The sequence below is a fragment of the Geodermatophilus obscurus genome, from assembly GCF_900143215.1.
In the GTDB taxonomy this organism is placed as follows: domain Bacteria; phylum Actinomycetota; class Actinomycetes; order Mycobacteriales; family Geodermatophilaceae; genus Geodermatophilus; species Geodermatophilus obscurus_A.
Map to the genome: position 1 here is coordinate 1 of NZ_FRDM01000050.1, position 23,953 is coordinate 23,953.

Here is a 23,953-nt window from a genome sequence, read left to right on the forward strand (position 1 = left end):
CGCAGGACGACCGCGTCCGGCACCCAGGGTGGCGTCTCGAGCTGTGCGAGCGAGGACGACCCGCGGCGCAGCGACGCCTCGGTGTCTCAACGACCACGCGGGGCACTTCGTGTTCCCCGTGTGACGCGTCCTACAGCTGCTCGGTGGCCGCCCGCCGCCTCGTGCGCCGGGGCTGGCGACCGGGGTCCGGCTCGGCTCCCAGGACGTACGAGCAGTCGAGGTGGTTCCACCCGCAGCCGCGGCACACCTGGACGGCGTAGACGGAGAACTCCTCCTGCGCGCGGTCCATCCGGGCGAGCTCGGCCGGCGTCTTCGCCTGGCCGGCCGTGGGGCCGAGGTGCTCCCCGTAGACGTAGCTCACCAGCGTGAGCCGCTCCTTGCGGCACACCGGGCAGGCGACGTCGGTCGCCTCGCCGTGGTACTTGGCCGCCCGGGTGAGGTACGGACTGGCGTCGCAGACCTCGAAGAGCCCCGTGCGACCAGCGTACACGTCGGCGAGGACGGCTCGCCGCTGCAGCGAGTAGTCCACGACGGATCGACGTCCGGGCACTGCGCCAATGTACGCACCGAGGAGGACACCGGGAGGTGTCCGACCACGTCGGGAGGCCCGTCCCGTGGGCCCGCGCTGTCCTGCCGCGCTCCGGCCGATGTATCGTCTCGATACATCGGACCGCAGGGCGACGAGGGAGGCGACGTGCTCGAGTTCGCCATCCTGGGCCTGCTCCACCAGTCACCGATGCACGGCTACGAGCTGCGCAAACAGCTCGCCCAGGTGCTCGGGGGGCTGCGCAGCATCTCCTACGGGTCGCTGTACCCCGCGCTCAAGCGGCTGCACGCCGCCGGGTACGTGACCACCGACGAGCCGGACCCTCGCGCCCCCCTGCCGGCCGACGCACCGCCGCTGACCGGCCGGCGCGGCAAGGTGGTCTACACGATCACCGCCGAGGGCAAGGAGCGCTTCCACGAGCTGGTCGGCCAGGCCGGTCCGGAGACGTACGACGACGGCGGCCTCTTCGGCGTCCGCCTGGCCTTCTTCCGGCACACCGCCGCGGACGTCCGGCTGCGCATCCTGGAGGGTCGCCGCCGCACCGTCGAACGGCAGCGCGAGGGCCTGCGGGCCTCGCTGAGCCGGACCCGGGAGCGCCTGGACCGCTACACCCTCGAACTCCAGCGCCACGGCCTGGACTCGGTCGACCGCGAGGTCCGCTGGCTGGCGGAGCTCATCGACCGCGAGATGACCGACGGTCAGCGGCGTCGAGACGACGGCGCCACCCAGGGGGACCCGCCGGCACAGGCGCCACCCGAGCCCTGACCAGCACCTCCCCGACGACCGGGCGGGAGAGCTCCGCGCCCGTCACCCCGAGCAGGGCCGTCCACGGTCCGTGTCCACCGACCGCACGCGGTCAGTGAAGAAGGAGATCTCCATGGGTTCTGTCAAGGTCGCCATCGTCGGCGTCGGCAACTGCGCCGCCTCGCTGGTGCAGGGTGTCCAGTACTACCGCGACGCCGACGAGACGACGTCGGTGCCGGGCCTGATGCACGTCCGCTTCGGCGACTACCACGTCAGCGACGTGGAGTTCGTCGCGGCGTTCGACGTCGACGCCAAGAAGGTCGGCCGCGACCTGTCCGAGGCCATCGTCGCCAGCGAGAACAACACCATCAAGATCTGCGACGTCCCGCCGCTCGGTGTCACCGTCCAGCGGGGCACCACCCTGGACGGGCTCGGCAGGTACTACCGCGAGGTGGTCGAGGAGTCCGACGAGCAGCCGGTCGACGTCGTCGCGGCCCTCCGGGAGTCCGGTGCCGACGTCCTCGTCTGCTACCTGCCCGTGGGCTCGCAGCAGGCCGCGGAGTTCTACGCCCAGTGCGCTCTCGACGCCGGGGTCGCGTTCGTCAACGCGCTGCCGGTGTTCATCGCCGGGACCGAGGAGTGGGCGGACAAGTTCACCGCGGCGGGCGTGCCGATCGTCGGCGACGACATCAAGAGCCAGGTCGGCGCCACCATCACCCACCGGGTGCTGGCCAAGCTCTTCGAGGACCGCGGCGTGCAGCTCGACCGCACCATGCAGCTCAACGTCGGCGGCAACATGGACTTCAAGAACATGCTCGAGCGCGAGCGCCTGGAGTCCAAGAAGATCTCCAAGACCCAGTCGGTCACCAGCCAGGTCGACCGCGACATGGGCGCCGGCAACGTGCACATCGGCCCGTCGGACCACGTGCCGTGGCTGTCGGACCGCAAGTGGGCCTACGTCCGCTTGGAGGGCCGCGCGTTCGGCGACGTGCCGCTGAACCTGGAGTACAAGCTCGAGGTCTGGGACTCCCCCAACTCGGCCGGCATCATCATCGACGCCGTCCGCGCCGCGAAGATCGCCAAGGACCGCGGGATCGGCGGCCCGATCCTCTCCGCCTCGTCCTACTTCATGAAGAGCCCGCCGGTGCAGTACAGCGACGACGAGGCCCGCGACGCCGTGGAGGCGTTCATCCGGGGGGACGTCGAGCGCTGACGGCCGCCCTGCAGAGGGGCCGGCCGGCCCCTCTGCAGCAGGAAGGACCCCGTCCTCCTTCCCCCTCGCAAGCTCGGGGTGAGCCTCGGGACGGGGCCTGGCGCGAGCCTGCGAGTGGCGGGGGGGCAGAGGGGTCCTCCTGCGCGTGGGACGCCACCGGTGACCTGCCCGGATGCCTACGCTGGCCGCATGCCCGCCCGCCGCCGCCCGCTGCTCCCAGCGCTGGGGCTGGCGGTGGCCCTGCTGGCCGGCTGCGCCGGCCCGGAGGAGCGGGCGGAGGGCGCGCCGGTCACCGAGGAGGAGGCCGGCCTCCTCGCGCAGCTGCTCGCCGACAACCACGAGCGGGGCGGCGCCGACTTCGTGGTCACCGCCCCGTACGGCGAGGACACCGTGCTGACCCTCACCGGCGAGGTCGACCTCGCCGGTGGCGCCGGTCGCGCGCAGGCGGTCACCTCCTACGGCGACGGCCGGCCCGACGAGACCCGCACGCTGTTCTTCACCGCCGACGAGCTCTGGTTCGGCGAGGTCCCGGGGCTGGCCGCCGCGCTGGGTGGCGAGGGGCTGCCCGAGGCCTCCTACGTGCGCCGTCCGGTGACGCTGGGGGGTGAGGCGCCGCTGGTCGACGTCCTCACCGCGGTGGTGCTCAACCTCTCCGCCGGGGAGCCGGACGACGGCGGGGACTTCCGCGGCGCCGGCTACACGTGGCAGGGCGACCGCTCGATCGACGGCGAGCTCGCGCAGCTCTACGCCTCGCAGGCCGGCTGGTCGGTCGCGGTCGACCGGTCCACCGACCTGCTGGTGCAGTACCGCACCCCGCTCCCCGGCCAGCAGTTCGAGGTGACGGTGACGCTGTCGGACCACGGCCCGCGGGAGATCACGCTGCCGGCCGAGGGGGAGTCCGTGGACGGGGCGGCGCACCCGGAGGCCGCGGCGACCGTCGGCCTGTAGCAGGAGGCCCCCGTCCTCCCCTTGAAGGACCCCTTGCCCCCCGCCAGAGAAGGACCCCGTCCTCCTCATCCCTCGGAGAGGGACCCCGTCCTCCCCACCCCTCGCAAGCTCGGGGCGCGACCCGAGACGGGGCCGGAGCCTCGGGACGGGGCCGGCGGCGGGACCTTGCAAGGGGCCGTCAGGGCTCGGGCTGGGACCCGGGACGGGGCCGGCGGCGAGCCTCGGGACGGGGTCGACCCGAGACGGGGCCAGGACGTGCGGGAGGGGCGGCCTCTTCCCCAGACCGCCCCTCCCGGGCACGTTCCTACCAGATGGCGCGCCCGCGCGCACGGGGGACGCGCGGGGTCAGTTCGCGGACGGGTCGGCCGGTGCCGTCGACAGCACGGCCAGGCGCCCGGTCTGGCGGCCCATCACCCGGCGCCACAGCTCCGGGCCGGCCAGTTCGCTCAGCACGTCGTCCGGACTGCCCGGCACGCAGGCCCAGGCGCCCTCGGCGACCTCTCCGGCCAGCTGACCCGGTGACCAGCCCGCGTAGCCGGCGAACACACGCAGCCCCCGGACCCGGCCGACCAGCTCCTCGGGGTCGGCGTCCAGGTCGACCAGGTGCACGTCGCCGGCCACCGGCCGCAGGCCGCAGTCCTCGTCCGGGGACGCGCAGCGGGCCGGGTCGCAGACGCCGAGGCACAGGGCCGTGTCGGTCTCGCACGGGCCGCCCACGTGGAACACGACCGGGTCGACGGCGAGGTCGCACCAGCCGGGGAGCACGTCGCGGATCTCCACCTGGCTCGGCCGGCCCAGCACCACGCCCAGCGTGCCGCTGTCGTTGTGGTCGAGCACGAAGACGACGGTGCCCGCGAAGGTCGGGTCGGTCAGGCTCGGCATGGCCACGAGCAGCGACCCGGGGCGCACGTCGTCCAGGCAGCCCGTCGAGAGCGCGGGGACCGCGTCCGGGCGACGTCGGCCCGTCGCGGGCCGGGCCGGCGGCCCCGACTCGGGATCGGGCGAGGACGGGGGAGTCATCGCTCCCAGTGTGCCCCACCGCAACGCCACCTGGAGGGAGCGGCCGCGCCTCCGGCGGGGGGCCTCCCGGCCCGTCGTCGACCCTGCGGGGAGAACTGGCCACCGTAGGGTGATCGGGTGCGGCAGGCAGGAACGACCGTGCGCTCCCTCCTGGCCCGCGGCGACTTCCGCCGGCTGCTCGCCACCCGGCTGTCGGCACAGTTCGGCGACGGCGTGCTGCAGGCCGCCCTGGCCGGCACCGTCCTGTTCAACCCGCAGCGCGCGGCCGACCCGGTCGAGGTCGCCGCCGCGTTCGCCGTCCTGCTGCTGCCCTACTCGCTGGTGGGGCCGTTCGCCGGCGTCTGGCTGGACCGGTGGAGCCGGCGGCAGGTGCTGGTGCACGCCGACCTGCTGCGCGCCGGGCTGGTCGCCGTCCTGGCGCTGCTCGTGGCGGGCGGGTCGGCCGGCGCGCCGTTCCTGCTCACCGGGCTGGCGCTCTTCTCCGTCGCGCGCTTCGTGCTCTCGGCGCTCTCGGCGGCCCTGCCGCACACGGCTCCCGACCTGGTGCCGGCCAACGCGCTGTCGACGACGTCCGGCGCGGTGGCCACCGTGGCCGGCGGGGCGGTGGCGGTCGCGCTGCAGCAGGCCGCGGGGACCACCGGGGACGCCGGGTACGCGGCGCTGGTCCTGGGCGCGGCCGTCCCCTACCTGCTCGCCGCGGCGCTCGCCGCCGGGTTCCCCCGCGGCGCGCTGGGCCCGGACGAGGGCGCCGCTCGGCCGTCCGCGCGGCAGGTGGTCGCCGGCGTGGTGGCCGGCGCCCGGCACGTGCGCGCCCGCCCGCCCGCGGGGACCGCCCTGGCCCTCATCACCGTGCACCGGCTCTGCTTCGGGCTGGTCACCCTGGTGACGCTGCTCTTCTTCCGCGGTGCCTCGCCGTCCGGGGAGGGGCTGCTGGGAGCGGGCATGGCGCTGGCCGCGGGGGCGTGCGGCACGCTGCTGGCGGCCGCGGGAACGCCGGCGGCCGTGCGCCGCCTCGGCACGGCGCGGTGGGTGACCCTGCTGCTGGGCGTCGGGGGTCTGCTGCTGGCAGGGCTGGGCCTGCCGTTCCTCCCGGCGACCGTCGTCCTGACCGGCGCCGTGCTCGGCTTCCTCGGGCAGGGCGTGAAGATCTGCGTGGACGCCACGCTGCAGCAGGTGGTGGACGACGACGTCCGCGGCCGGGTGTTCTCCGTCTACGACATGCTGGTCAACGTCAGCTACGTGGCCGCCCTGGTGGCGGCGGCGCACCTGCTGCCGGCGGACGGCATCTCCCCGCCCGCGATGGTCGCCGTCGGCGCCGCCTACGTCCTCGCCGCGCTCTACGCCGCCCGGTCGCCGCTGCCCCGCTGAGCCGGGTCAGAGCTCGGGGACGCAGGCCCCCTGGCCCAGCCGGACCAGTCCGGTGAGGTCCCCGTCGGCGAAGTCGGTGATGCCCGGCACCGTCTGCGGGTGCAGCAGCTGGGACTCGTCGTCGACGTGCGCCAGGCCCACCAGGTGCGCCAGCTCGTGCAGGACGATCCCCGAGGCCGTGGCCTCGCCGTCCCGCTGGTCGAGGATCTCGGGGAACTGGCCGGCGTCGAGGGACACCGTGCCGGTGACGTAGACCCGCGTCCCCTCGCCCAGGGAGACGGCCAGGCTGCCGGCCTGGCCCACGATGTCGCCCGCGAGGTCCGGGTTCTCCGCCTCGGTCTGCCAGGCGACGAGCACCGGAGCCCAGCGGTCCCCGTACCGGTCGGGCTGGAACGGGTTCCGCTCGGCGGTCGACAGCTCGTCGGTCGGACCGTCGTACGCGAACCGCAGGCCGGTCGCCGCGCTGATCCGCTCCACGGCCGCGTGGACGAGGCCCTCGCCGCCGGGCGGGGCACCGTCGGGCCGGATGACGTAGTGCACGGCCCGGCACGGGTCGTACGAGACCGGCGTGACCGCATCGCTCTGCAGTTGGGCGAAGGCGTGCGCTCCGGGGTCCGCGGGCACCCGCGGGGGTCTGCCCAGCGGCGCCCGGCTCGCACCGTTCCCCGGGGTGGGGCGGTCGGTCGGTGCCGCCGCGGTCGTCGGGACGCTGCGGTCCGGCCTCGGGTCGACCGGCGCTCCGACGGCAGCCGGGGACTCTCCGGGCCACGGCACGGCTCCGGTGAGGACGGCGGCCCCCAGCGAGCCGCCCACGACCAGGAGGACGGCGAGCGGCCCGAGGAGCCCCGCCCGGTGGCGCCGGGGTGCGGGCGGCCCGGGTGCCCGCCAGGGCACCGGCTGGACCGGGAGGCCGAGCGTCTCGTCGACCACCCACTGCGGCGTGCGACCGGTCGGGGAGGTGGGCAGGCCGGGGTCCGGAGCGTCCCGTTCCTGTTCGTCCACGTCTCTCCTGTCGGCAGCCGGCCGCTCCGGCTGTAGCGGGTCAGCCGTTGCGGGCGGCCCACCAGGCACGCAGCTCGGCCTCGGCCTCCTCCGGCTCCAGCGGGCCGCGCTCGAGCCGCAGGTCCTTGAGGTGCCTCCAGGCCTCGCCGACCTCGCGGCCGGGCGGGATGCCGAGGATCCCCATGATCGCGTTGCCGTCGAGGTCCGGGCGCACCCGCGCGAGGTCCTCGGCCGCCGACAGCTCGGCGATCCGCCGCTCCAGCGAGTCGTAGGTGGCCGCGAGCGCCGCGGCCCGCCGCTTGTTGCGCGTCGTGCAGTCCGAGCGCACCAGCTTGTGCAGCCGGGGCAGCAGGTCGCCGGCGTCGGTGACGTAGCGGCGGACGGCGGAGTCGGTCCACTCGCCGCGGCCGTAGCCGTGGAAGCGCAGGTGCAGGAAGGTCAGCCGGGCGACCGACTCCACGACCTCCTTGGAGTACCGCAGCGCCTGCAGCCGCTTGCGCACCAGCTTCGCCCCGACCACCTCGTGGTGGTGGAAGGAGACCCGGCCGCGCGGCTCGTGCCGGCGGGTGGCCGGCTTGCCGATGTCGTGCAGCAGCGCGGCCAGCCGCAGCACCAGGTCCGGCGACTCCGCGTCCGGGTCCGCCTGCTCCAGCGCGATCGCCTGGTCCAGCACCGTCAGCGAGTGGGTGTAGACGTCCTTGTGCTGGTGGTGCTCGTCGATCTCCATCCGCAGCGCCGAGAGCTCGGGCAGCACGACGTCGGCCAGCCCGGTGGCGACGAACAGCTCCAGCGCCGCACGGGGGGAGTGCTGCAGCAGGGTCTTCGACAGCTCCACCTGCACCCGTTCCGGGGTGATCCGGCCGAGCTCGGGAGCCAGCGAGGTCATCGCCTCGACCACCTCGTCGACCGGTGTCAGGCCGAGCTGGGCGACGAACCGGACCGCGCGCAGCATCCGCAGCGGGTCGTCGGCGAAGGAGTCCACCGCAGCACCCGGCGTCCGCAGCCGGCCGGCCAGCAGGTCGCCCAGGCCGCCGTAGGGATCGGTGACGGTGCGGTCGGGCCCGAGCGAGACGGCCATCGCGTTGACGGTGAAGTCGCGGCGGGCGAGGTCGTCGACGAGCGAGTCGCCCCAGGCCACCTCGGGGTTGCGCGACTCCCGGTCGTAGCGGTCGGCACGGAAGGTGGTGATCTCCAGCCGGACGCCGTCCACCTCGGCACCCACCGTGCCGAACGCGATGCCGGTGTTCCACGTGGAACTGGCGAACCCGCGCAGCACGCCGAGGACCTGCTCGGGCCGGGCGTCGGTGGTGACGTCGAGGTCGCCCGGCACGCGCGGCCGCCCGGACCCTGAGGCGAGCAGCGCGTCGCGGACCGAGCCCCCGACGAGGTGCACCTCGAAGCCCGCGGCCGTGAAGCGCGCACCCAACCGGGCCAGCACGGGGGAGAGGTCCACCAGTTCGCGCACCGTCTCCTGGACGGCGGGCGGCACGGAGGCAGCAGCTGCCGTCGGAAGGAAGGGCTCACCGGACACGACGGTCCAGGGTAGTGCCGCCCCGCGCGCTACCCTCCTGGCATGGCTGGGACGGGCGGGCGAGGGCGCCCGGGCCGCCGGTTGCGGCGGGTCGACGAGACCTCCGCCGGGGGCCTGGTGGTCGCTGACGACCCCATCACGGGGCCGCGCGCCGCCCTCATCGGGCGCACCGACCGCCGCGGCCGGCTGCTCTGGTCGCTGCCCAAGGGGCACATCGAGGAAGGCGAGACCCCGGAGGACACCGCCGTCCGGGAGGTCGCCGAGGAGACCGGGATCATCGGCGAGGTCGTCGCCCCGCTGGGCATCATCGACTTCTGGTTCGTCGCCGACGGCCGCCGGGTGCACAAGACGGTGCACCACTTCCTGCTCCGCGCCGTCGGCGGAGCCCTGTCCGACGCCGACATCGAGGTGACCGAGGTCGCCTGGGTGCCCCTGGACGAGCTCGGCGCCCGGCTCGCCTACGCCGACGAGCGAGCGCTGGTCGAGCGGGCGCCCGCGCTCCTCGCCGACAGCGCGTGAGCGGGCGGACGAGCTCACCGGCAGACATCGCAGGCGGCCGCCGCACCGGGCCGACGGGCGCCGGCGAGGAGCTGTCGTGAGGCAGCGGTCGGCTGCCGGGCGCGCCGGCGGCCGGTCCGCCGCACCCAACCCCCGCGGGACGACGGTCGGCGTCGCCCTGGCCGGGGTGCTCACGGCCCCGCTGGTCGTGCTGGCGCCGTCCGCGGCCGCCGCGCCGGCGGACCCGGCGGCTACCGAGGGGGCCGCCGACGACCGCCCCGTGAGGGTCGAGCTCACCCGGCTGGACCCTCGCACGCTCGCCCCGGGCGCCCCGGTCACCGTCGCCGGCGAGCTGACCAACACCGGCACGGAGACGATCGAGGACCTCGACGTGCGGCTGCAGCGCGGCGCGCCGCTGGCCACCCGCGCCGAGCTGCAGGCGGTCGACGCTGCCCGCGACCTGACGGTCGTCGTCGCCACGCCGTTCCAGGACGTCGCCGACGAGCTGCGCCCCGGCGCCTCGGCGTCCTTCACCCTCACCACGACCACCGACGCGCTGGCCATCGACCGGGACGGCGTCTACCCGGTGCTGCTCAACCTCAACGGCGCCGGGTCCGACGGGGACCGGCGCCGCGTGGGAGAGCTGACCACCTACCTCGTCCAGCCGTCGGTGCTGCCGCCCTCGTCGGCCGGCGTGGCCTGGCTGTGGCCGCTGGTCGAGCGCACCCACCGCGACGCGTCCGGCGCCTTCGTCGACGACGAGCTGACCGACGAGGTGACTCCCGGCGGCCGGCTGGACCGGGCGCTGGCCTCCGTGGAGCGACTGCCCGAGACCGTGCCGCCCGGGGGCGTCGAGCCCGCGCCGGTGGTCCGGGTGACCCTCGCCGTCGACCCCGCGCTGGTCGAGGAGCTGCAGGTCATGGCCGACGGCCCCTACGCCGTCGCCGGCGACGAGGGCGCCGGGGCGGGCACCGAGGAGGCCGCCGCCTTCCTGCAGCGGCTGCGCGCCGTCGCCGCCGACCACCCGGTCGTCGCGCTGCCCTACGGCGACGTCGACGCCGACGCGCTGGCCGCGTCCGGCCTGTCGCCGGTCGTCACCCGCAGCTTGCCCGGCAGCCCCGAAGGGACGGCGCAGGACGGCACCGCCGCGCCCCCCACCCCGCCGACCGCGGCGCCCCCCGGGACCGGGGACACCGCCGGCTCGGACGTCCTCGGGGAGGTCCTGGGGGTGGACGCGCGCACCGACCTCGCCTGGGCGGTCGGCGGCTCGCTGCACCCGGAGACGCTCGACGTCCTGCAGGACGGCGGCGTCCGGGAGGTCGTGCTGGCCCCCGGCGGGCTCAGCGACGGCGGGGCCGCGCTCGGCCTGGAGGGCCCGGCCGCGGCCCGGACGACCGTGCCCACCGACGACGGTCCCGTCGCCGCCCTGGTGGCCGACCCCGCGCTCGGCCAGCTCGCCGGCAACGCGGCGCAGGCCCCGGGGGGCCGCCGCGCCGCCGAGCAGCGCACCGTCGCCGAGCTCGCGCTGCTGACGCTCCGGCCGGGCGACGCGTCCGAGGGACAGAGCGTGCTGGTGGCCCCGCCCCGCGAGGTCGACGCCGACCCCGCCGCGGTGAGCGCGATGATGACCGCCGCCGCGCAGCTGCCGGGGCTGCGGCCGGCGACCGTGGACCAGCTCGGCGACGGGCCGGCCACCGACGCCGGCGAGCTGGTCGCCCCGGCAGACCCGGGCGGGCTGGAGCCGGCCGGCCTGACCGACGTCACCGCCGCGGTCGCCGTCCGCGACCAGCTCGCCGGCGCGGTCGTCGGCGACGCCGACACGGTGCTGGCGCCCTGGGACGCCGCGATCGCGCGCGCCACCTCGGCCGCCTGGCGCGACGACCCCGCGGCGTTCGCCGCGGCCGCCGCGGACCTGCGGACGACGATGGGCCGGCTGCTCGAGCGGGTCACCCTGCTCGCCCCGGCCGCCGGCACCTACAGCCTCGCCTCCAGCGACGCACCACTCGTGCTCACCGTCCGCAACGACCTGCCCTTCGCCCTGCGCGTGCAGCTGCGGGTGCAGACCCGCGGCAACGCGCTGTCGGTGGGCGACCTCGGCGACCAGGTGCTCGGCCCCGAGCAGCGGACGACGCTGACGGTCCCGACCGAGGTGCGCCAGTCCGGCCGCTTCGGCGTCGCGGCCACGCTCACCACCCCGGACGGCACGCCGCTGGGCGACCCCGTGCAGCTGCAGGTGCAGAGCACCGCGTACGGGTCGATCTCGGTGATCATCACCATCGGTGCGGCCACGCTGCTCGCTCTGCTCTTCCTGCGCCGGCTGGTGCGCTTCCTGCTCCGCCGCCGCCGCGGCACTCCCGACGACGGGGACGGCGACCTGCCGGGCGGTCCGGCGCCCGAGGGTGCGGCGGTTCCGCTGCCGCCGACGCGGAGCCCGGTGTGACCGGGCCTGCGAGCTCCCCGGTGACCGCGACACCTCCGGTCGCAGGCTCCCCGGGTGCCGGCGAGGGGGGCTCGTGACCGACCGTCCCGTGGGGGAGCGGCAGCAGCGTCCGCTGCCCCCCGTGCCACCGCCCCCCGCCGCCCGCCGCCCGGCCGAGGACCGTTCCCCGGCGTCCGGGCCGGACGAGCGGGCACGACGGGAGCCGCCGCCCGTGGCCGGTCCGGGGACCCCGGCGGCCCTGCCGCTGCCCCCGCCGCCCTACCCCCAGGCGCCGCCGGGTGGCCGGCCGCTGCCGCCGGTCCCGCCACCGGTGCCGCGCGTCCGCGACCTGCCACCGGTGCCGCCTCCGCGCCGGGCCTCGCGGTGGGTGCCGGGGCCCGACGAGACCCAGCTGATCCCGGTCCTGCCCGCGGTGCCCCGCCGGGTGGACGAGACCGAGGAGGACGTCGAGGCCCGCGAGGGCCGTCCCGGCGCCAGCCGCGGCATCCTGCGGGCCGCCGGCACGATGGCGGTGGCGACGCTGGTCTCCCGCATCACCGGGCTGCTGCGCACCATGGTGCTGACCGCGGCGCTCGGCGTCGGCCTCGTCGGCGACGCCTACAACACCTCGAACACGCTGCCCAACATCGTCTACGAGCTGCTGCTCGGCGGGGTGCTGACCTCGGTCGTCGTACCGCTGCTCGTGCGCGCCCAGGAGCGCGACGACGACGGCGGCGCCGCCTACGCCCAGCGGCTGGTCACGGTCGCGACCGCCGGGCTGGTCCTGATCACCGGCCTGGCGATCCTGGCCGCACCGCTGCTGACCTCGCTGTACGGCCTCGACGAGGACCCCGAGCAGTACCGGCTGGCGACCTGGCTGGCCCGGATCCTGCTCGTGGAGATCGTCTTCTACGGGATCGGCGCCCTGGCGCAGGCGATCCTCAACTCCCGCGGGGTGTTCGGCCCGCCGGCCTGGGCACCCGTGCTCAACAACGTGGTGGTCATCGCAACCGGCGTCCTGTTCGTCGCCGCGAGCGGCCCCGGCGACCTCACGCCGGTGACCATCACCGAGGGCCAGGTCTGGCTGCTCGGCGTCGGCACCACGCTGGGCATCGCCGTCCAGGCGCTGGTGCTGCTGCCGCTGCTGCGCCGGGTCGGCGTCCCGCTGCGCCCGCGCTGGGGGCTGCGCGACACCGGCCTGGGCGAGGCGGCCAGGCTCGGGCTCTGGGTGATCGGCTACGTGGCGGTCAGCCAGGTCGGCGTGGTCGTGGCCACCCGGATCGCCAACGCCGCCGGGCGCGCCGGCGGGCTGGGCTCGATCGGCTTCGCCAACGCCAGCCTGCTGTTCCAGATGCCGTACGGGATCATCGGCGTGGCGCTGCTGACCGCGCTGGTGCCGCGGATGAGCCGGGCCGCCGCCCGCTCCGACGTCCCCGGCGTGGTGCACGACCTCTCCCTCGGCACGCGGCTGTCGGCCCTCGGTCTGCTGCCGGTCAGCGCCGCGCTGACCGTCCTCGGCCCCGAGCTGGCCGTCGTCGTCTTCGCCCGCGGCAACACCAGCGTCGACGAGGCCCGCGCCATCGGCCTGGCACTCGCCGTGGGTGCCTTCGGGCTGCTCCCGATGGCGGTGACCCTGCTGCAGCTGCGGGTCTTCTACGCCACGAAGGACACCCGCACCCCGACGCTGATCCAGGTGGGGATGGTCGCCGTCCGGGTGTCGCTGCTGCTGCTCGTGCCGGTCGTCGTCCCGCCCGAGCGGGTGGTGGCCGGCCTGATGCTGGTCACCGGCCTCACCTACGTGGCGGGTTGGCTGATCGGGCACGCCGTGCTGCACCGCCGGCTCGGGACGCTGGAGAACCGCACCACGCTGGTCCCCGTGTTCCGCGTCGCCGCGGTCGCGGTCGTCGCGGGCCTGCTCGGCTGGCTGGCGGTGTCGCTGGCCGACGATGCGCTGGGTGCGTCGGTGGCAGGCTCGCTCGGCACTGTGCTGCTGGGTACCGTGGTCATCGGCGTCGCGACCCTCGTCGGGTTCGTGGTCGCCCGCGTCCCCGAGGTCCGGGAACCCCTGGCGGCCGTTCGGGCCCGGCTGGGGCGCGGGTGAGCAGCGCGGCGCCGCCGCCGGGGCAACCGAGCCGCCGGCCGCGAGGGGACAGGGGGCCGGGCGCACCGATGACGTCCACGACCACCGGGCTCCCCGACCGCTACCGCCCGCTGGACGAGGTCGGCCCGACCGAGACCACCGCCACCGGGGTCATCCACTGCTGGCGGGCCAAGGACCGGATCCTCAACCGCGACGTGGCCATCCGGGTGCACACCCCGGGCGGGCCGGCCGCTCGCGAGTGGATCACCCGCGCGCTGACCGCCGGGGGGCTGGCCACGCCCGCGCTGGCGATGGTCTACGACGCCGCGGAGGGCAACGGCGACGCACAGGCGCCGGGCGGTGCGGCCTACGTCGTCAACGAGTGGATCGAGGGGCGCACCCTCGCCGAGCGCCTGGCCGAGGGCCCGATGCCCGAGCGGGAGGCGCGCACCGTGCTGCGCCGGCTCGCCGAGGGCGTCGCCGCGGCCCACCAGGTCGGGCTGGCCGTCGGCGGGCTCACCCCGGAGACCGTCGTCCTGCGGCCCAACGGCATGGTCGGGCTGCGCTCGGTGCCCGCCGCCAGTGGCACCGTCCAGGGCGACGTCGCCGCCCTCGGAGGGCTGCTGGAGTACTGCCTGACCGGTCGCCACCCGGGCTCGGCCCCCGCCGGCCGGAGGCCGGGGATGCCGCCGGACCTCGCCGCGCTCGTGCGCCGCGCCCGCTCCACGGAGCCCGGCGCCGGGCTCTCCAGCGTCGCCGCGATGGTCGCCCTGCTGGCCGAGCGGCCCCGCACCGGGCACACCGCCGAGCCGGTGCGCGCGCCGGACGAGTCGGACAGCGGGTGGCTGCGCCGGCTGCGCGAGCGCCGCGAGGAGGACCGCGCCGAGGGATCCGGGGACGACGTCGCGGTCGACCCCGCACCGACCCGGGACGCCTCGGGCACCGCGTTCCCGCCGCCGGACGCCCGCGGGCTCCCGCCCGTCCCCGGCCGGCGGTACGAGGACGACGAGGACGACGACGACCTGCTGCTGTCCGCCGGCCTCGGCCGCGGGGACGACCCCGACGGGGACTCGCGCGACGACGAGACCGCGCAGGCGGGACGGCGACGGCTGCTCGTCGTGGGCCTGCCACTGGCGGCGCTGGTCGTGGTGATCGCGCTGGCGGTGTACCTGGGCAACCTGATCTCGCCCGACGACGTCGCCACCGAGCAGGCCCCCGGGCCGAGCGCACCGGCGACCAGCGCGCCGCCCGCCGAGCAGACGCCCGCCCCCGGGGACAGCCCGGCGCTGACCATCACCGGCGCGAGCGTGTACGACCCGTTCGGCGACGGCGACCCCGACAACCCCGACGAGGTCCCGCTGTCCTTCGACGGCGACCCGGCCACCGCCTGGTCGACCGTCACCTACCGGGGGTCGCCGGCGTTCGGCAACCTCAAGGACGGCATCGGCATCGTCTACGACCTCGGCTCCGAGCAGGCCCTGGCCGGCCTCGGCGTCAGCGGCACCGCCGGCGCCACGGTGGAGGTGCGGGTCGGCGACCAGGCCGAGGGCGACCTCGACTCCTACGACGTGGTCACTGACGGCGAGCTCGGCGACTCCGCGGACCTGTCCTTCGACGAGCCGGTGACCACCCGCTACGTGCTGCTGTGGCTGACCGGACTGGCGCCGTCGGACGGCGGCTTCTCCGCCGAGGTCGCCGAGGTCACCCTCACGCCGGCGAGCTGAAGAAGGACCACCCTTCCCCCCGCTACTCGCAGGCTCGCGGCGGGACCCTGCAGGGAGGCCAGCGGGTCCCTGACGGGTGGCCGTTCCGGTCTGTCACCAGGCTCGCGGCGGGACCCGGGACGGGGCCGAGGTCCGTCAGAAGGGTGATCGACACCATCCTGCGGGCCGTGGACCTGGGAATGCAGATCCTACGATCCCCGTTGTGCCGCGCGTGACGACGAACCACCCGACCCCAGGACCCGCGGTGACGGAGGAGCACGTGCAGCCCGCCATCCCGCCCGCCGAGCACGACGGCGTTCGTGACCTGATCATCATCGGGTCGGGCCCGGCCGGGTACACGGCCGCGATCTACGCCGCCCGCGCGAACCTGCACCCGCTGGTGTTCGAGGGCTCGCAGTTCGGCGGCGCGCTGATGACCACGACCGAGGTCGAGAACTTCCCCGGCTTCGCCGAGGGCGTGCAGGGCCCGCAGCTCATGGACGACATGCGCACGCAGGCCGAGCGCTTCGGCGCCGAGCTGGTCGCCCGCGACGTCAGCGAGGTCGACCTCACCGCCGAGCCGAAGATCGTCAAGGTGGGCGACGAGGTGCACCGGGCCCACGCCGTCATCGTCGCCACCGGCTCGAAGTACCGGTACCTCGGCCTGGACAACGAGGCCCGGCTGCTGGGCCGCGGCGTCTCGGCCTGCGCCACCTGCGACGGCTTCTTCTTCCGCGACCAGGACATCGTCGTCGTCGGCGGCGGTGACTCGGCGATGGAGGAGGCGACCTTCCTCACCCGCTTCGCCAAGACGGTGACCGTCGTCCACCGGCGGGAGGAGCTGCGCGCCTCGAAGATCATGCAGAAGCGGGCGCAGGACAACGAGAAGATCCGCTGGGCGCTCGGCAAGCAGGTCACCGACGTCCTGGGCGACCAGACCGTCTCCGGCGTCCGGCTGACCGACGTCGGCACCGGCACCACCGAGGAGCTGCCGGTCTCGGGTGTCTTCGTGGCCATCGGCCACGACCCGCGCAGCGAGTTGTTCGTCGGCCAGCTCAAGCTGGACGACGAGGGGTACGTGCAGGTCGAGCACCCGACCACCCGGACCAACATCGAGGGCGTGTTCGCCTGCGGTGACGTCGTCGACCACATCTACCGGCAGGCCATCACCTCGGCCGGCACCGGCGCCGCGGCGGCCATCGACGCCGAGCGCTGGCTGGCGGCCACCTTCGGCGAGCGCTGACAGCGCCCTCCTCCGAGCGGGCATACATCCGCCGCTCAGCCGGTTGTCCCTGACAGATCATCCGGCCGGAGCCGCTGCGCTCCGGCCGTCCACGAGCCACGAGGAGAACGACCATGGCAGGCAACACCGTGACGGTCACCGACGCGACCTTCGCCGACGACGTGCTGGGCAGCGACAAGCCCGTCCTCGTCGACTTCTGGGCCGAGTGGTGCGGGCCCTGCAAGATGGTCGCCCCGGTGCTCGAGGAGATCGCCTCCGAGCACGGTGACAAGCTCACCATCGCCAAGCTCAACATCGACGAGAACCCGCAGATCGCCCGCGACTACCAGGTCATGTCGATCCCGACCATGACGGTGTTCCAGGGCGGCAAGCCGGTGAAGAGCATCATCGGCGCCAAGCCGAAGGGCGCGATCCTCTCCGACCTCGCCGATTACCTGTAAGCAGGAGGACCCTCCTCCCCCCACCACTCGCACGCTCGCGGCGGGGCCCTGCAGGAGAGCCGTTCCAGCACGTCACCAGGGCCTCCTCCGCCACCGGCGGGGGAGGCCCTGGCACGTGCGGGGGCCCAGCGGGCCGGGAGCCGGCCCGGGGACCACAATCACCCACGATGGGAACCGACAGCAGCATGCAGCCCCTGGGTCCGGGGGACCGTGGCCCCGCCGTGGCCGACGTGCACGCCGCCCTGCGCGCCCTCACCCTGCTGCCGGCAGCGGGGCCCGCGGAGGAGGCGCCGCTGGACGAGGCGGCCTACGACCCGGCCACCGAGCTCGCCGTCCGCCACTTCCAGCAGGTGCGCGGGCTCACCGTCGACGGCCGCGTCGGCGAGGAGACCTACCGCGCCCTGTCCGAGGCCCGCTGGTCGCTCGGCGACCGGCTGCTGCACCACGACCCGGTCCGGCCCATGCGCGGCGACGACGTCACCAACCTGCAGGACCGGCTGCACGAGCTCGGCTACGACGCCGGCCCGGTCGACGGCGTCTTCGGCCCGGAGACCGAGGTCGGGCTGCGCGCCTTCCAGCGCGACTACGGCCTGACCTCCGACGGCACCTGCGGGCCGGCCACCCTCCGCGCACTCCGTCAGCTCGGCCGCAAGGTCACCGGAGGGCGGCCGCAGCTGCTGCGGCAGAGCGCCAGCTTCGTGGAGAGCGGCCCGCACCTGATCGGCCGGCGCATCGTCGTCGACCCCGGCCACGGCGGCACCGACACCGGCTTCAGCGCCGGCGAGACCACCGAGGCCGACCTGGTGCTCGACCTCGCCTCGCGCATCGAGGGCCGGCTCGCCGCGGCCGGCGCCACCGTCTACCTGACCCGCGGCCGCGGCCAGGACCCGACCCCGGCCGAACGGACGGCGTTCGCCAACGACGCGCGCGCCGACCTGTTCCTCTCGCTGCACACCGACGCGCACCGCTCCGAGCACGCCCGCGGGGTGGCCAGCTACTACTACGGCACCGGCTCCGGGGCCTCCTCGACCGTGGGGGAGCAATTCGCCAACCTGGTGCGCCGCGAGGTGGTGGCCCGCACCGGCATGCTCGACCTTGGCTCCCACGCCAAGACCTGGGACCTGTTGCGGACGACCCGGATGCCCGCCGTCCGGCTCGACTGCGGGTACCTGTCCCACCCGGTCGACCGGCTGCTGCTGCTCGACGCCCGGCTGCGCAGCACCGTGGCCAGCGCCGTCCTCGCCGCCGTCCAGCGGCTGTTCCTGCCCGCCGAGGCCGACCCGCCCACCGGCACCTTCGTGCTGCCCGGACGCACCTGACCCACCACCGGCGAGGTCGGCGGTCCCGCCCGGCCCAGGCCGCGCACGCGTGCGCGATCGGCGCGGTGTCGCGACGGGTGTGACGGTCGGGACGGGACCGGTCCGTCCGCTCGCCGTGTCCCCGGCGGGGTGCGCCCGTCGCCTCCCTACACTCGGGATGTGGCCGATCTCCAGCCCGGAACACCCCCGGGCCCCGGTGTGCACCACCCCGCTCCGCGGCATCCGCGGCTGGACCCGCTGGCGGACCGGTACGCAGCCCGCACCCACGGGATGAAGGCCTCGGAGATCCGTGCGCTGTTCTCCGTCGTCAGCCGCCCCGAGGTCGTCTCGCTGGCCGGCGGGATGCCCGCGGTCACCGCGCTGCCGCTGGACGCGGTCGGCTCGATGATCGGCGAGCTGGTGTCCGGGATGGGCGCGCAGACGCTGCAGTACGGCTCGGGTCAGGGTGACCCGCGGTTGCGCGAGCGGATCTGCGACGTCATGGCCCTGGAGGGCATCACCGACGCCTCGCCCAGCGAGGTCGTCGTCACCGTCGGCTCGCAGCAGGGCCTGGACCTGGTCACCCGCGTGTTCTGCGACCCGGGGGACGTCGTCCTCGCCGAGGGTCCCTCCTACGTCGGCGCGCTCGGCGTCTTCCAGGCGGCCGAGGCGCGGGTCCGGCACGTCCCCATGGACGACGACGGCCTGATCCCCGAGGCGCTGGAGCAGGCGCTGCTGGAGTGCCGCGCCGCCGGCGACCGGGTGAAGTTCCTCTACACGGTGCCGAACTACCACAACCCGGCCGGCGTGACGCTGTCCGAGCCGCGACGCCAGGCGGTCATGGAGATCGCCGAGCGCTACGACCTGCTCGTCATCGAGGACAACCCCTACGGCCTGCTCGGCTTCGACCGCGAGCCGATGCGGGCGCTGCGGGCCCGGGACGACCGCCGGGTCATCTACCTCGGCTCGTTCTCCAAGACGTTCTCACCGGGCCTGCGCGTCGGCTGGGTGCTCGCCCCGCTCGCCGTCCGGGAGAAGCTGGTGCTGGCCACCGAGGCGCAGGTGCTCTGCCCGCCCTCGCTCACCCAGTACGCCGTCGCCCGGTACCTGGACACCCAGCCGTGGCGCGAGCAGATCAAGCACTTCGTCGAGCTGTACCGGGAGCGGCGCGACGCCACCCTCGAGTCGCTCGAGGCGCTGATGCCGGCGGGCACGACGTGGACGCGGCCGGACGGCGGCTTCTACGTGTGGCTGAAGCTGCCCCACGGGCTCGACGCCAAGCTCATGCAGCCCCGCGCGGTCAACGCGCACGTGGCCTACGTGCCCGGCATCGGCTTCTACGCCGACGGGTCGGGCCGGGAGCACATGCGGCTGTCCTACTGCTACCCCGAGCCAGACCAGATCCGCGAGGGGGTGCGCCGGCTGGCCCGCGTCATCGAGGCCGAGCTGGACCTGCACTCCACCTTCGACGGCGTGGACACCGGCACGTTCCGGGCCGTGTCGGGCCTGGAGAGCCCGACGGGGCGGGGTGTCGAGGGCATCGTCGGCCCGGCCAACAGCGACCGGTACGAGGACCGCGGATGACCGCGAGGCCGTCGACAGACACAGCACCGCCGGTCGCGAAGGCGACGAGCGCCAGCGAGGAGCCGAAGTGACCGATCCCGCGCCCGCCCCCGCGACCGGGTCGGAGACCGCGCCGCACCCGCTGCGCGCCGTCGTCCTCGCCGGTGGGCTGAACGTCGAGCGGGAGGTCAGCCTCTCCTCCGGCACCCAGGTGGCCGAGGAGCTCACCCGCGCCGGCGTGGAGGCCGAGCTGCGCGACGCCGACGCCGGGCTGCTGCCGGGTCTGGCCGCCGCCCCCGCGGACGCCGTCTTCATCGCCCTGCACGGCGCCACGGGCGAGGACGGCGCGCTGCGGGCGGTCCTGGACCTGGCCGGCGTCCCCTACGTCGGCTCCCCGGCCGCGGCCTGCCGGCTGGCCTGGGACAAGCCGGCCGCGAAGTCCGTCGTCCGCTCCGCCGGCGTCACCACGCCGGACTGGGTGGCCCTGCCGCACAGCACCTTCCGGGAGCTGGGCGCCGGTGCGGTGCTGGACCTGATCGTCGCCCGCCTCGGCCTGCCGCTCATGGTCAAGCCGGCCTCGGGCGGCTCCGCGCTGGGCGTGCAGAAGGTCAGCCGGGTCGAGGACCTGCCGGCCGCGATGGTCAGCTGCTTCGCCTACGGCGACACGGTCATGGTCGAGCGCTTCGTGGGCGGCGTGGAGCTGGCGCTGTCGGTGGTGGACCTCGGCGAGGGTCCGGAGGCGCTCCCGGCGGTGGAGATCGCTCCGGAGTCGGGGGTGTTCGACTACACCTCCCGCTACACGCCCGGCCTCACCGAGTACCACTCGCCGGCCCGGGTCTCCGACGAGGTGGCCCGGAGGGCCGCAGAGCTCGCCGTCCGGGTGCACCGGGTGCTCGGCCTGGCCGACCTGTCCCGCACCGACGCGATCGTCAGCCCGGACGGCGAGGTGCACTTCCTCGAGGTGAACGTCTCACCCGGGCTGACCCGGACCTCGATGTTCCCGATGGCGGTCGAGGCGTCCGGCTCCTCGCTGGGGGACGTCCTCGCCCGGCTGCTGACCCGGCGGGCGGCCACCACCCGCCGAAGAAGGACCCCGTCCTCCCCTTGAAGGACCCCCTTGCCCCCCGCCACTCGTTGAAGGACCCCGTCCCTCTCACCCCTCGCCAGCTCGGGGCGAGCCTCCGGACGGGGCCTGCGGGACCCTGCAAGGGGCCGTCAGAGCTCAGGGCGGTGCCCTGGACGGGGCCGCGGCGAGCCTCCGGACGGGGCCGCCCTGCCCCCGGCCACTCGCAGGCTGGCCTCGCCCGGAGGCTCGATCCGAGCTGGCGAGGGTTGGGAGGGGCGAGGTCCTTCTGCCTGCAGGAGGGCCACACCAATCGCCCACCAGCGGCTCGGTTCCGTACCGTGACGGAACCGGGCACAGCTGGGATCACTCCTCGGGACGGCGTCCGGTGATGTCCGGGGCCATCTGGCCGATGATGCGCTGCAGGTCGTCGACCGATCCGAACTCGACGACGATGCGCCCCTTCGCCCGGCCGATCTGGATCTTCACCTTGGTCTCGAAGGCGTCCGACAGGCGGCCGGCGAGGTCCTCCACGCCCGGCGCGTTGAACTTCCGCGGCCGGCGCTTGGCCGCCGGCTCCTCGGCGACGGCCAGCGCGACCGCCTCCTCGGTGGCCCGCACCGACATGCCCTCGGCGACGATGCGCGCGGCCAGTGCCTCCTGCTTCTCGGCGTCCGGCAGACCGAGCAGCGCTCGGGCGTGGCCGGCGGAGATGACCCCGGCGGCGACCCGGGTCTGCACCTTCACGGGCAGCTTGAGCAGCCGGATGGTGTTGGTGACCTGCGACCGGGAGCGGCCGATCCTGGTGGCCAGCTCCTCGTGGGTGGCGCCGAACTCCTCCAGCAGCTGCTGGTAGGCCGCGGCCTCCTCCAGCGGGTTGAGCTGGACCCGGTGGATGTTCTCCAGCAGGGCGTCGCGCAGCAGGGCGTCGTCGGTGGTGTCCCGGATGATCGCCGGCACGAACTTGAGGTCGGCGGCGCGGGCGGCGCGCAGACGGCGCTCGCCCATGATGAGCTCGTAGCCGCCCTCGGCGCGCTCGCGCACGACGATGGGCTGCAGCAGGCCGAACTCGCGCACGGAGTACGTGAGCTCCTCCAGCGCCTCGTCGTCGAAGACCTGGCGGGGCTGCCTGGGATTGGGGACGACGTCGATCACCGCCACCTCGCGCAGCTGCGCGCCGGGGACGCCGACGGCCGCCACGCCTGCTGACGACGCGGCCTGAGCGGCCACCGTCGCCGCCGCCTGGGCGGCCGGTGGGAGCAGGTGGACCGGGGGAGCGGCCGGCGCCGGCGGTGCGGCGTCCGCACCAGCGCCCTGACCAGCGGGATCCGTCTCGGCGCCGGGCAGGGGAGGCTGCTCGTCGTCCGGCGCGCTGGTGGGGATCAGCGCCGCCAGCCCCCGGCCCAGACCGCCACGCTTGCTCATGCCTTGTTCTCCTCGGAGGACGGAGGGACGGGGAGGGTCGCCGCGTCGGTGTCGGAGAACGCCATGACACCGGTCGCGGAGCCCACGGGGGCGGCGACGGGGGAGCCCGGGGTGGGGCGCGAGGGCAGCGGCGGCAGCGCGACGCCCCGGTGCGCCAGCTCGCGTGCGGCCTCGACGTAGCTGGTCGAGCCGCGGGAGCCGGGGTCGTAGGTGACCACCGACTGGCCGTAGCCCGGAGCTTCCGAGACTCGCACGTTCCGTGGGATGACGGCGTCCAGCACGAGGCTGCCGAAGTGGTTGCGCACCTCCTCGGCGACCTGGTCGGCGAGCTTCGTCCGCCCGTCGTACATCGTCAGCAGGATCGTCCGGACGGCGATCCCCGGGTTGAGGTGCCGGCGGACCAGGTCGATGTTGTTGAGCAGCTGGCCCAGGCCCTCGAGCGCGTAGTACTCGCACTGGATGGGGATGAGCACCTCGTCGCCAGCCACCAGGGCGTTGAGCGTGAGCAGGCCCAGGGACGGCGGGCAGTCGATGAGGACGTAGTGCGGTCGCTGCTCGGGCGGGAGTTCCTGCAGGTAGGTCTCGATCGCCCGGCGCAGCCGGTACTCGCGGGCGACGACGGAGACGAGCTCGATCTCCGCACCGGCCAGGTCGATGGTCGCCGGGACGCAGGAGAGCAGCGGCGTGGCCGTCGTGGGGTGCACGACCTCGGCCAGTGAGCTGTCACCGACCAGGGCGTCGTAGACCGACGGCGTCCCGACGCTGTGCTGGACGCCGAGCGCCGTGCTGGTGTTCCCCTGCGGGTCGAGGTCGATGACCAGCGTCCGCAGCCCGTACAGCGCCAGGGCGACGCCGAGGTTCACCGACGACGTCGTCTTGCCGACGCCGCCCTTCTGGTTGGCGATGGTGATGACCCGGATGCGGCCCGGCACCGGGAACGGCTCCTGGTCGGCCGCGTGCAGGACCTGGGTGGCCCGCAGGGCCTCCATGGCGATGGGGCTGTCGAACTCGACGGCAGTGGCCGACTGCTCAGCCGTGAGACTGCTCCGCAGCCGCTGGCCCGGGTCGGTCATCTCAGGTCCTTCCTGCCGGTCCGTTTCACGTGGAACGGACGCGGGAAGTCGTACGGGTTCCACGTGGAACGCTCACCGCGCTCCACGCGTCATGACCACCACGGTAGTGGCAGCCTCTCCCAGGCCTGCGCCGACAGCCCGCGCGTGGACGTCCCGCATCCCGGCCGCCTCCAGCTCCGGCACCAGGGACGGCAGCTCCTCCACCGCGCGGGACCCGACGAGGGCGACGAGCTGGGCGCCTGGGCGCAGCAGCCCGCGGCACCAGGACACCAGCCGGGGGAGCGCGGCGACCGCTCGCGCCGTGACGACGTCCACCGGCCCCACCGCGGCGCGCACCGAGCGCTCCTCCGCCCGGCCACGGACGACCCGCCAGGGGGCGCCGAGCTCGGCGACGACCTCCTCGAGGAACTCCACCCGCCGGGCCATCGGCTCGACGAGGGTCAACCGGAGGTCCGGCCGGGCCAGCGCCAGCGGGATGCCGGGCAGGCCGGCGCCGCTGCCGACGTCCACCACCCGGGCCCCGGGCGGAACGGCGTCGGCGACGGCGGCGCTGTTGAGGACGTGCCGTTCCCACAGCCGCGGCACCTCCCGCGGGCCGATCAGCCCACGGGTGACGCCGTCGGTGGCCAGCCGGGCGACGTAGCGCTCGGCGTCGGCGAGCCCGGGCCCGAACACCGACCGGGCGACCTCCGGGGCCGGTGGGGCGGCCGGGGCGCCTGTGTCCGGCGTGGCGGGTTCGGTCACCGATCCGGCAGCACCACGACGCGACGGTTGG

General features: G+C 75.2%; 20 protein-coding genes. 13 read left to right on the plus strand and 7 right to left on the minus strand.

Annotation, left to right across the window (positions count from 1 at the left end):
• Positions 1-130: 130 nt before the first annotated feature.
• Positions 131-550 carry a DUF5318 family protein gene (locus BUB17_RS22975; RefSeq protein ID WP_083606553.1) on the minus strand — a complete coding sequence of 140 codons (420 nt, stop codon included), beginning with the start codon at positions 548-550 and terminating at the stop codon, positions 131-133.
• Between the two features lie 144 nt (positions 551-694).
• Here BUB17_RS22975 and BUB17_RS22980 point away from each other — a divergent pair, with 144 nt between their 5' ends.
• The 3 genes from BUB17_RS22980 (at position 695) to BUB17_RS22990 (ending at position 3,452) form a co-directional block, all read left to right on the plus strand.
• A complete protein-coding gene (locus BUB17_RS22980; RefSeq protein ID WP_072920982.1) occupies positions 695-1,312 on the plus strand; it encodes a PadR family transcriptional regulator in 618 nt (205 codons plus the stop codon).
• 112 nt (positions 1,313-1,424) lie between these two features.
• Entirely contained in the window at positions 1,425-2,504 is a 1,080-nt protein-coding gene (locus tag BUB17_RS22985; RefSeq protein WP_072920983.1) for an inositol-3-phosphate synthase, read from the plus strand.
• Between the two features lie 189 nt (positions 2,505-2,693).
• Positions 2,694-3,452, plus strand: coding sequence for a hypothetical protein (locus BUB17_RS22990; protein WP_072920984.1), 759 nt, complete (start codon positions 2,694-2,696; stop codon positions 3,450-3,452).
• A 345-nt stretch (positions 3,453-3,797) separates the two neighbouring features.
• Here the strand turns inward: BUB17_RS22990 and BUB17_RS22995 are convergent, their stop codons facing one another.
• On the minus strand, positions 3,798-4,472 hold the full coding sequence (locus BUB17_RS22995; RefSeq protein WP_244277436.1) for a YqgE/AlgH family protein: 675 nt from the start codon (positions 4,470-4,472) through the stop codon (positions 3,798-3,800).
• Positions 4,473-4,610: 138 nt separating this feature from the next.
• Between BUB17_RS22995 and BUB17_RS23000 the strand changes: the two genes are divergently transcribed.
• Positions 4,611-5,840, plus strand: coding sequence for an MFS transporter (locus BUB17_RS23000; RefSeq protein WP_244277437.1), 1,230 nt, complete (start codon positions 4,611-4,613; stop codon positions 5,838-5,840).
• A gap of 6 nt (positions 5,841-5,846) precedes the next feature.
• Here the strand turns inward: BUB17_RS23000 and BUB17_RS23005 are convergent, their stop codons facing one another.
• Together BUB17_RS23005 and BUB17_RS23010 are read right to left on the minus strand one after the other, a co-directional pair.
• Positions 5,847-6,842 carry a peptidase gene (locus tag BUB17_RS23005; protein WP_072920986.1) on the minus strand — a complete coding sequence of 332 codons (996 nt, stop codon included), beginning with the start codon at positions 6,840-6,842 and terminating at the stop codon, positions 5,847-5,849.
• A gap of 40 nt (positions 6,843-6,882) precedes the next feature.
• A complete protein-coding gene (locus tag BUB17_RS23010; RefSeq protein ID WP_072920987.1) occupies positions 6,883-8,373 on the minus strand; it encodes a CCA tRNA nucleotidyltransferase in 1,491 nt (496 codons plus the stop codon).
• 42 nt (positions 8,374-8,415) lie between these two features.
• Between BUB17_RS23010 and BUB17_RS23015 the strand changes: the two genes are divergently transcribed.
• From BUB17_RS23015 to BUB17_RS23055, 9 genes are all read left to right on the plus strand, one after another.
• A complete protein-coding gene (locus BUB17_RS23015) occupies positions 8,416-8,892 on the plus strand; it encodes an NUDIX hydrolase (RefSeq protein ID WP_012951030.1) in 477 nt (158 codons plus the stop codon).
• A 76-nt stretch (positions 8,893-8,968) separates the two neighbouring features.
• On the plus strand, positions 8,969-11,311 hold the full coding sequence (locus BUB17_RS23020; RefSeq protein ID WP_072920988.1) for a DUF6049 family protein: 2,343 nt from the start codon (positions 8,969-8,971) through the stop codon (positions 11,309-11,311).
• A 211-nt stretch (positions 11,312-11,522) separates the two neighbouring features.
• Positions 11,523-13,391: a murein biosynthesis integral membrane protein MurJ gene (murJ, locus tag BUB17_RS23025; RefSeq protein WP_244277438.1), complete on the plus strand. Its 1,869-nt coding sequence runs from the start codon at positions 11,523-11,525 to the stop codon at positions 13,389-13,391.
• A 68-nt stretch (positions 13,392-13,459) separates the two neighbouring features.
• Complete coding sequence (locus BUB17_RS23030; protein ID WP_072920990.1) at positions 13,460-15,094, plus strand: protein kinase family protein; 1,635 nt, start codon at positions 13,460-13,462, stop codon at positions 15,092-15,094.
• A 244-nt stretch (positions 15,095-15,338) separates the two neighbouring features.
• Positions 15,339-16,316, plus strand: coding sequence for a thioredoxin-disulfide reductase (gene trxB, locus BUB17_RS23035; RefSeq protein ID WP_072920991.1), 978 nt, complete (start codon positions 15,339-15,341; stop codon positions 16,314-16,316).
• Positions 16,317-16,429: 113 nt separating this feature from the next.
• A complete protein-coding gene (trxA, locus tag BUB17_RS23040) occupies positions 16,430-16,756 on the plus strand; it encodes a thioredoxin (RefSeq protein ID WP_072920992.1) in 327 nt (108 codons plus the stop codon).
• Positions 16,757-16,923: 167 nt separating this feature from the next.
• Complete coding sequence (locus BUB17_RS23045; protein ID WP_244277439.1) at positions 16,924-18,075, plus strand: N-acetylmuramoyl-L-alanine amidase; 1,152 nt, start codon at positions 16,924-16,926, stop codon at positions 18,073-18,075.
• 159 nt (positions 18,076-18,234) lie between these two features.
• Positions 18,235-19,638, plus strand: a complete 1,404-nt coding sequence (locus tag BUB17_RS23050; RefSeq protein WP_072920993.1) for an aminotransferase-like domain-containing protein — start codon at positions 18,235-18,237, stop codon at positions 19,636-19,638.
• A gap of 67 nt (positions 19,639-19,705) precedes the next feature.
• Positions 19,706-20,725 carry a D-alanine--D-alanine ligase family protein gene (locus BUB17_RS23055; protein WP_072920994.1) on the plus strand — a complete coding sequence of 340 codons (1,020 nt, stop codon included), beginning with the start codon at positions 19,706-19,708 and terminating at the stop codon, positions 20,723-20,725.
• A gap of 321 nt (positions 20,726-21,046) precedes the next feature.
• Here the strand turns inward: BUB17_RS23055 and BUB17_RS23060 are convergent, their stop codons facing one another.
• From BUB17_RS23060 to rsmG, 3 genes are all read right to left on the minus strand, one after another.
• A complete protein-coding gene (locus tag BUB17_RS23060) occupies positions 21,047-22,105 on the minus strand; it encodes a ParB/RepB/Spo0J family partition protein (RefSeq protein ID WP_072920995.1) in 1,059 nt (352 codons plus the stop codon).
• Positions 22,102-23,178, minus strand: coding sequence for a ParA family protein (locus tag BUB17_RS23065; protein ID WP_072920996.1), 1,077 nt, complete (start codon positions 23,176-23,178; stop codon positions 22,102-22,104). The genes BUB17_RS23060 and BUB17_RS23065 overlap by 4 nt, the downstream gene beginning before the upstream one ends.
• 72 nt (positions 23,179-23,250) lie before the next feature.
• On the minus strand, positions 23,251-23,953 hold a 703-nt coding region (gene rsmG / locus BUB17_RS23070), incomplete at its 5' end, for a 16S rRNA (guanine(527)-N(7))-methyltransferase RsmG (RefSeq protein ID WP_348537055.1).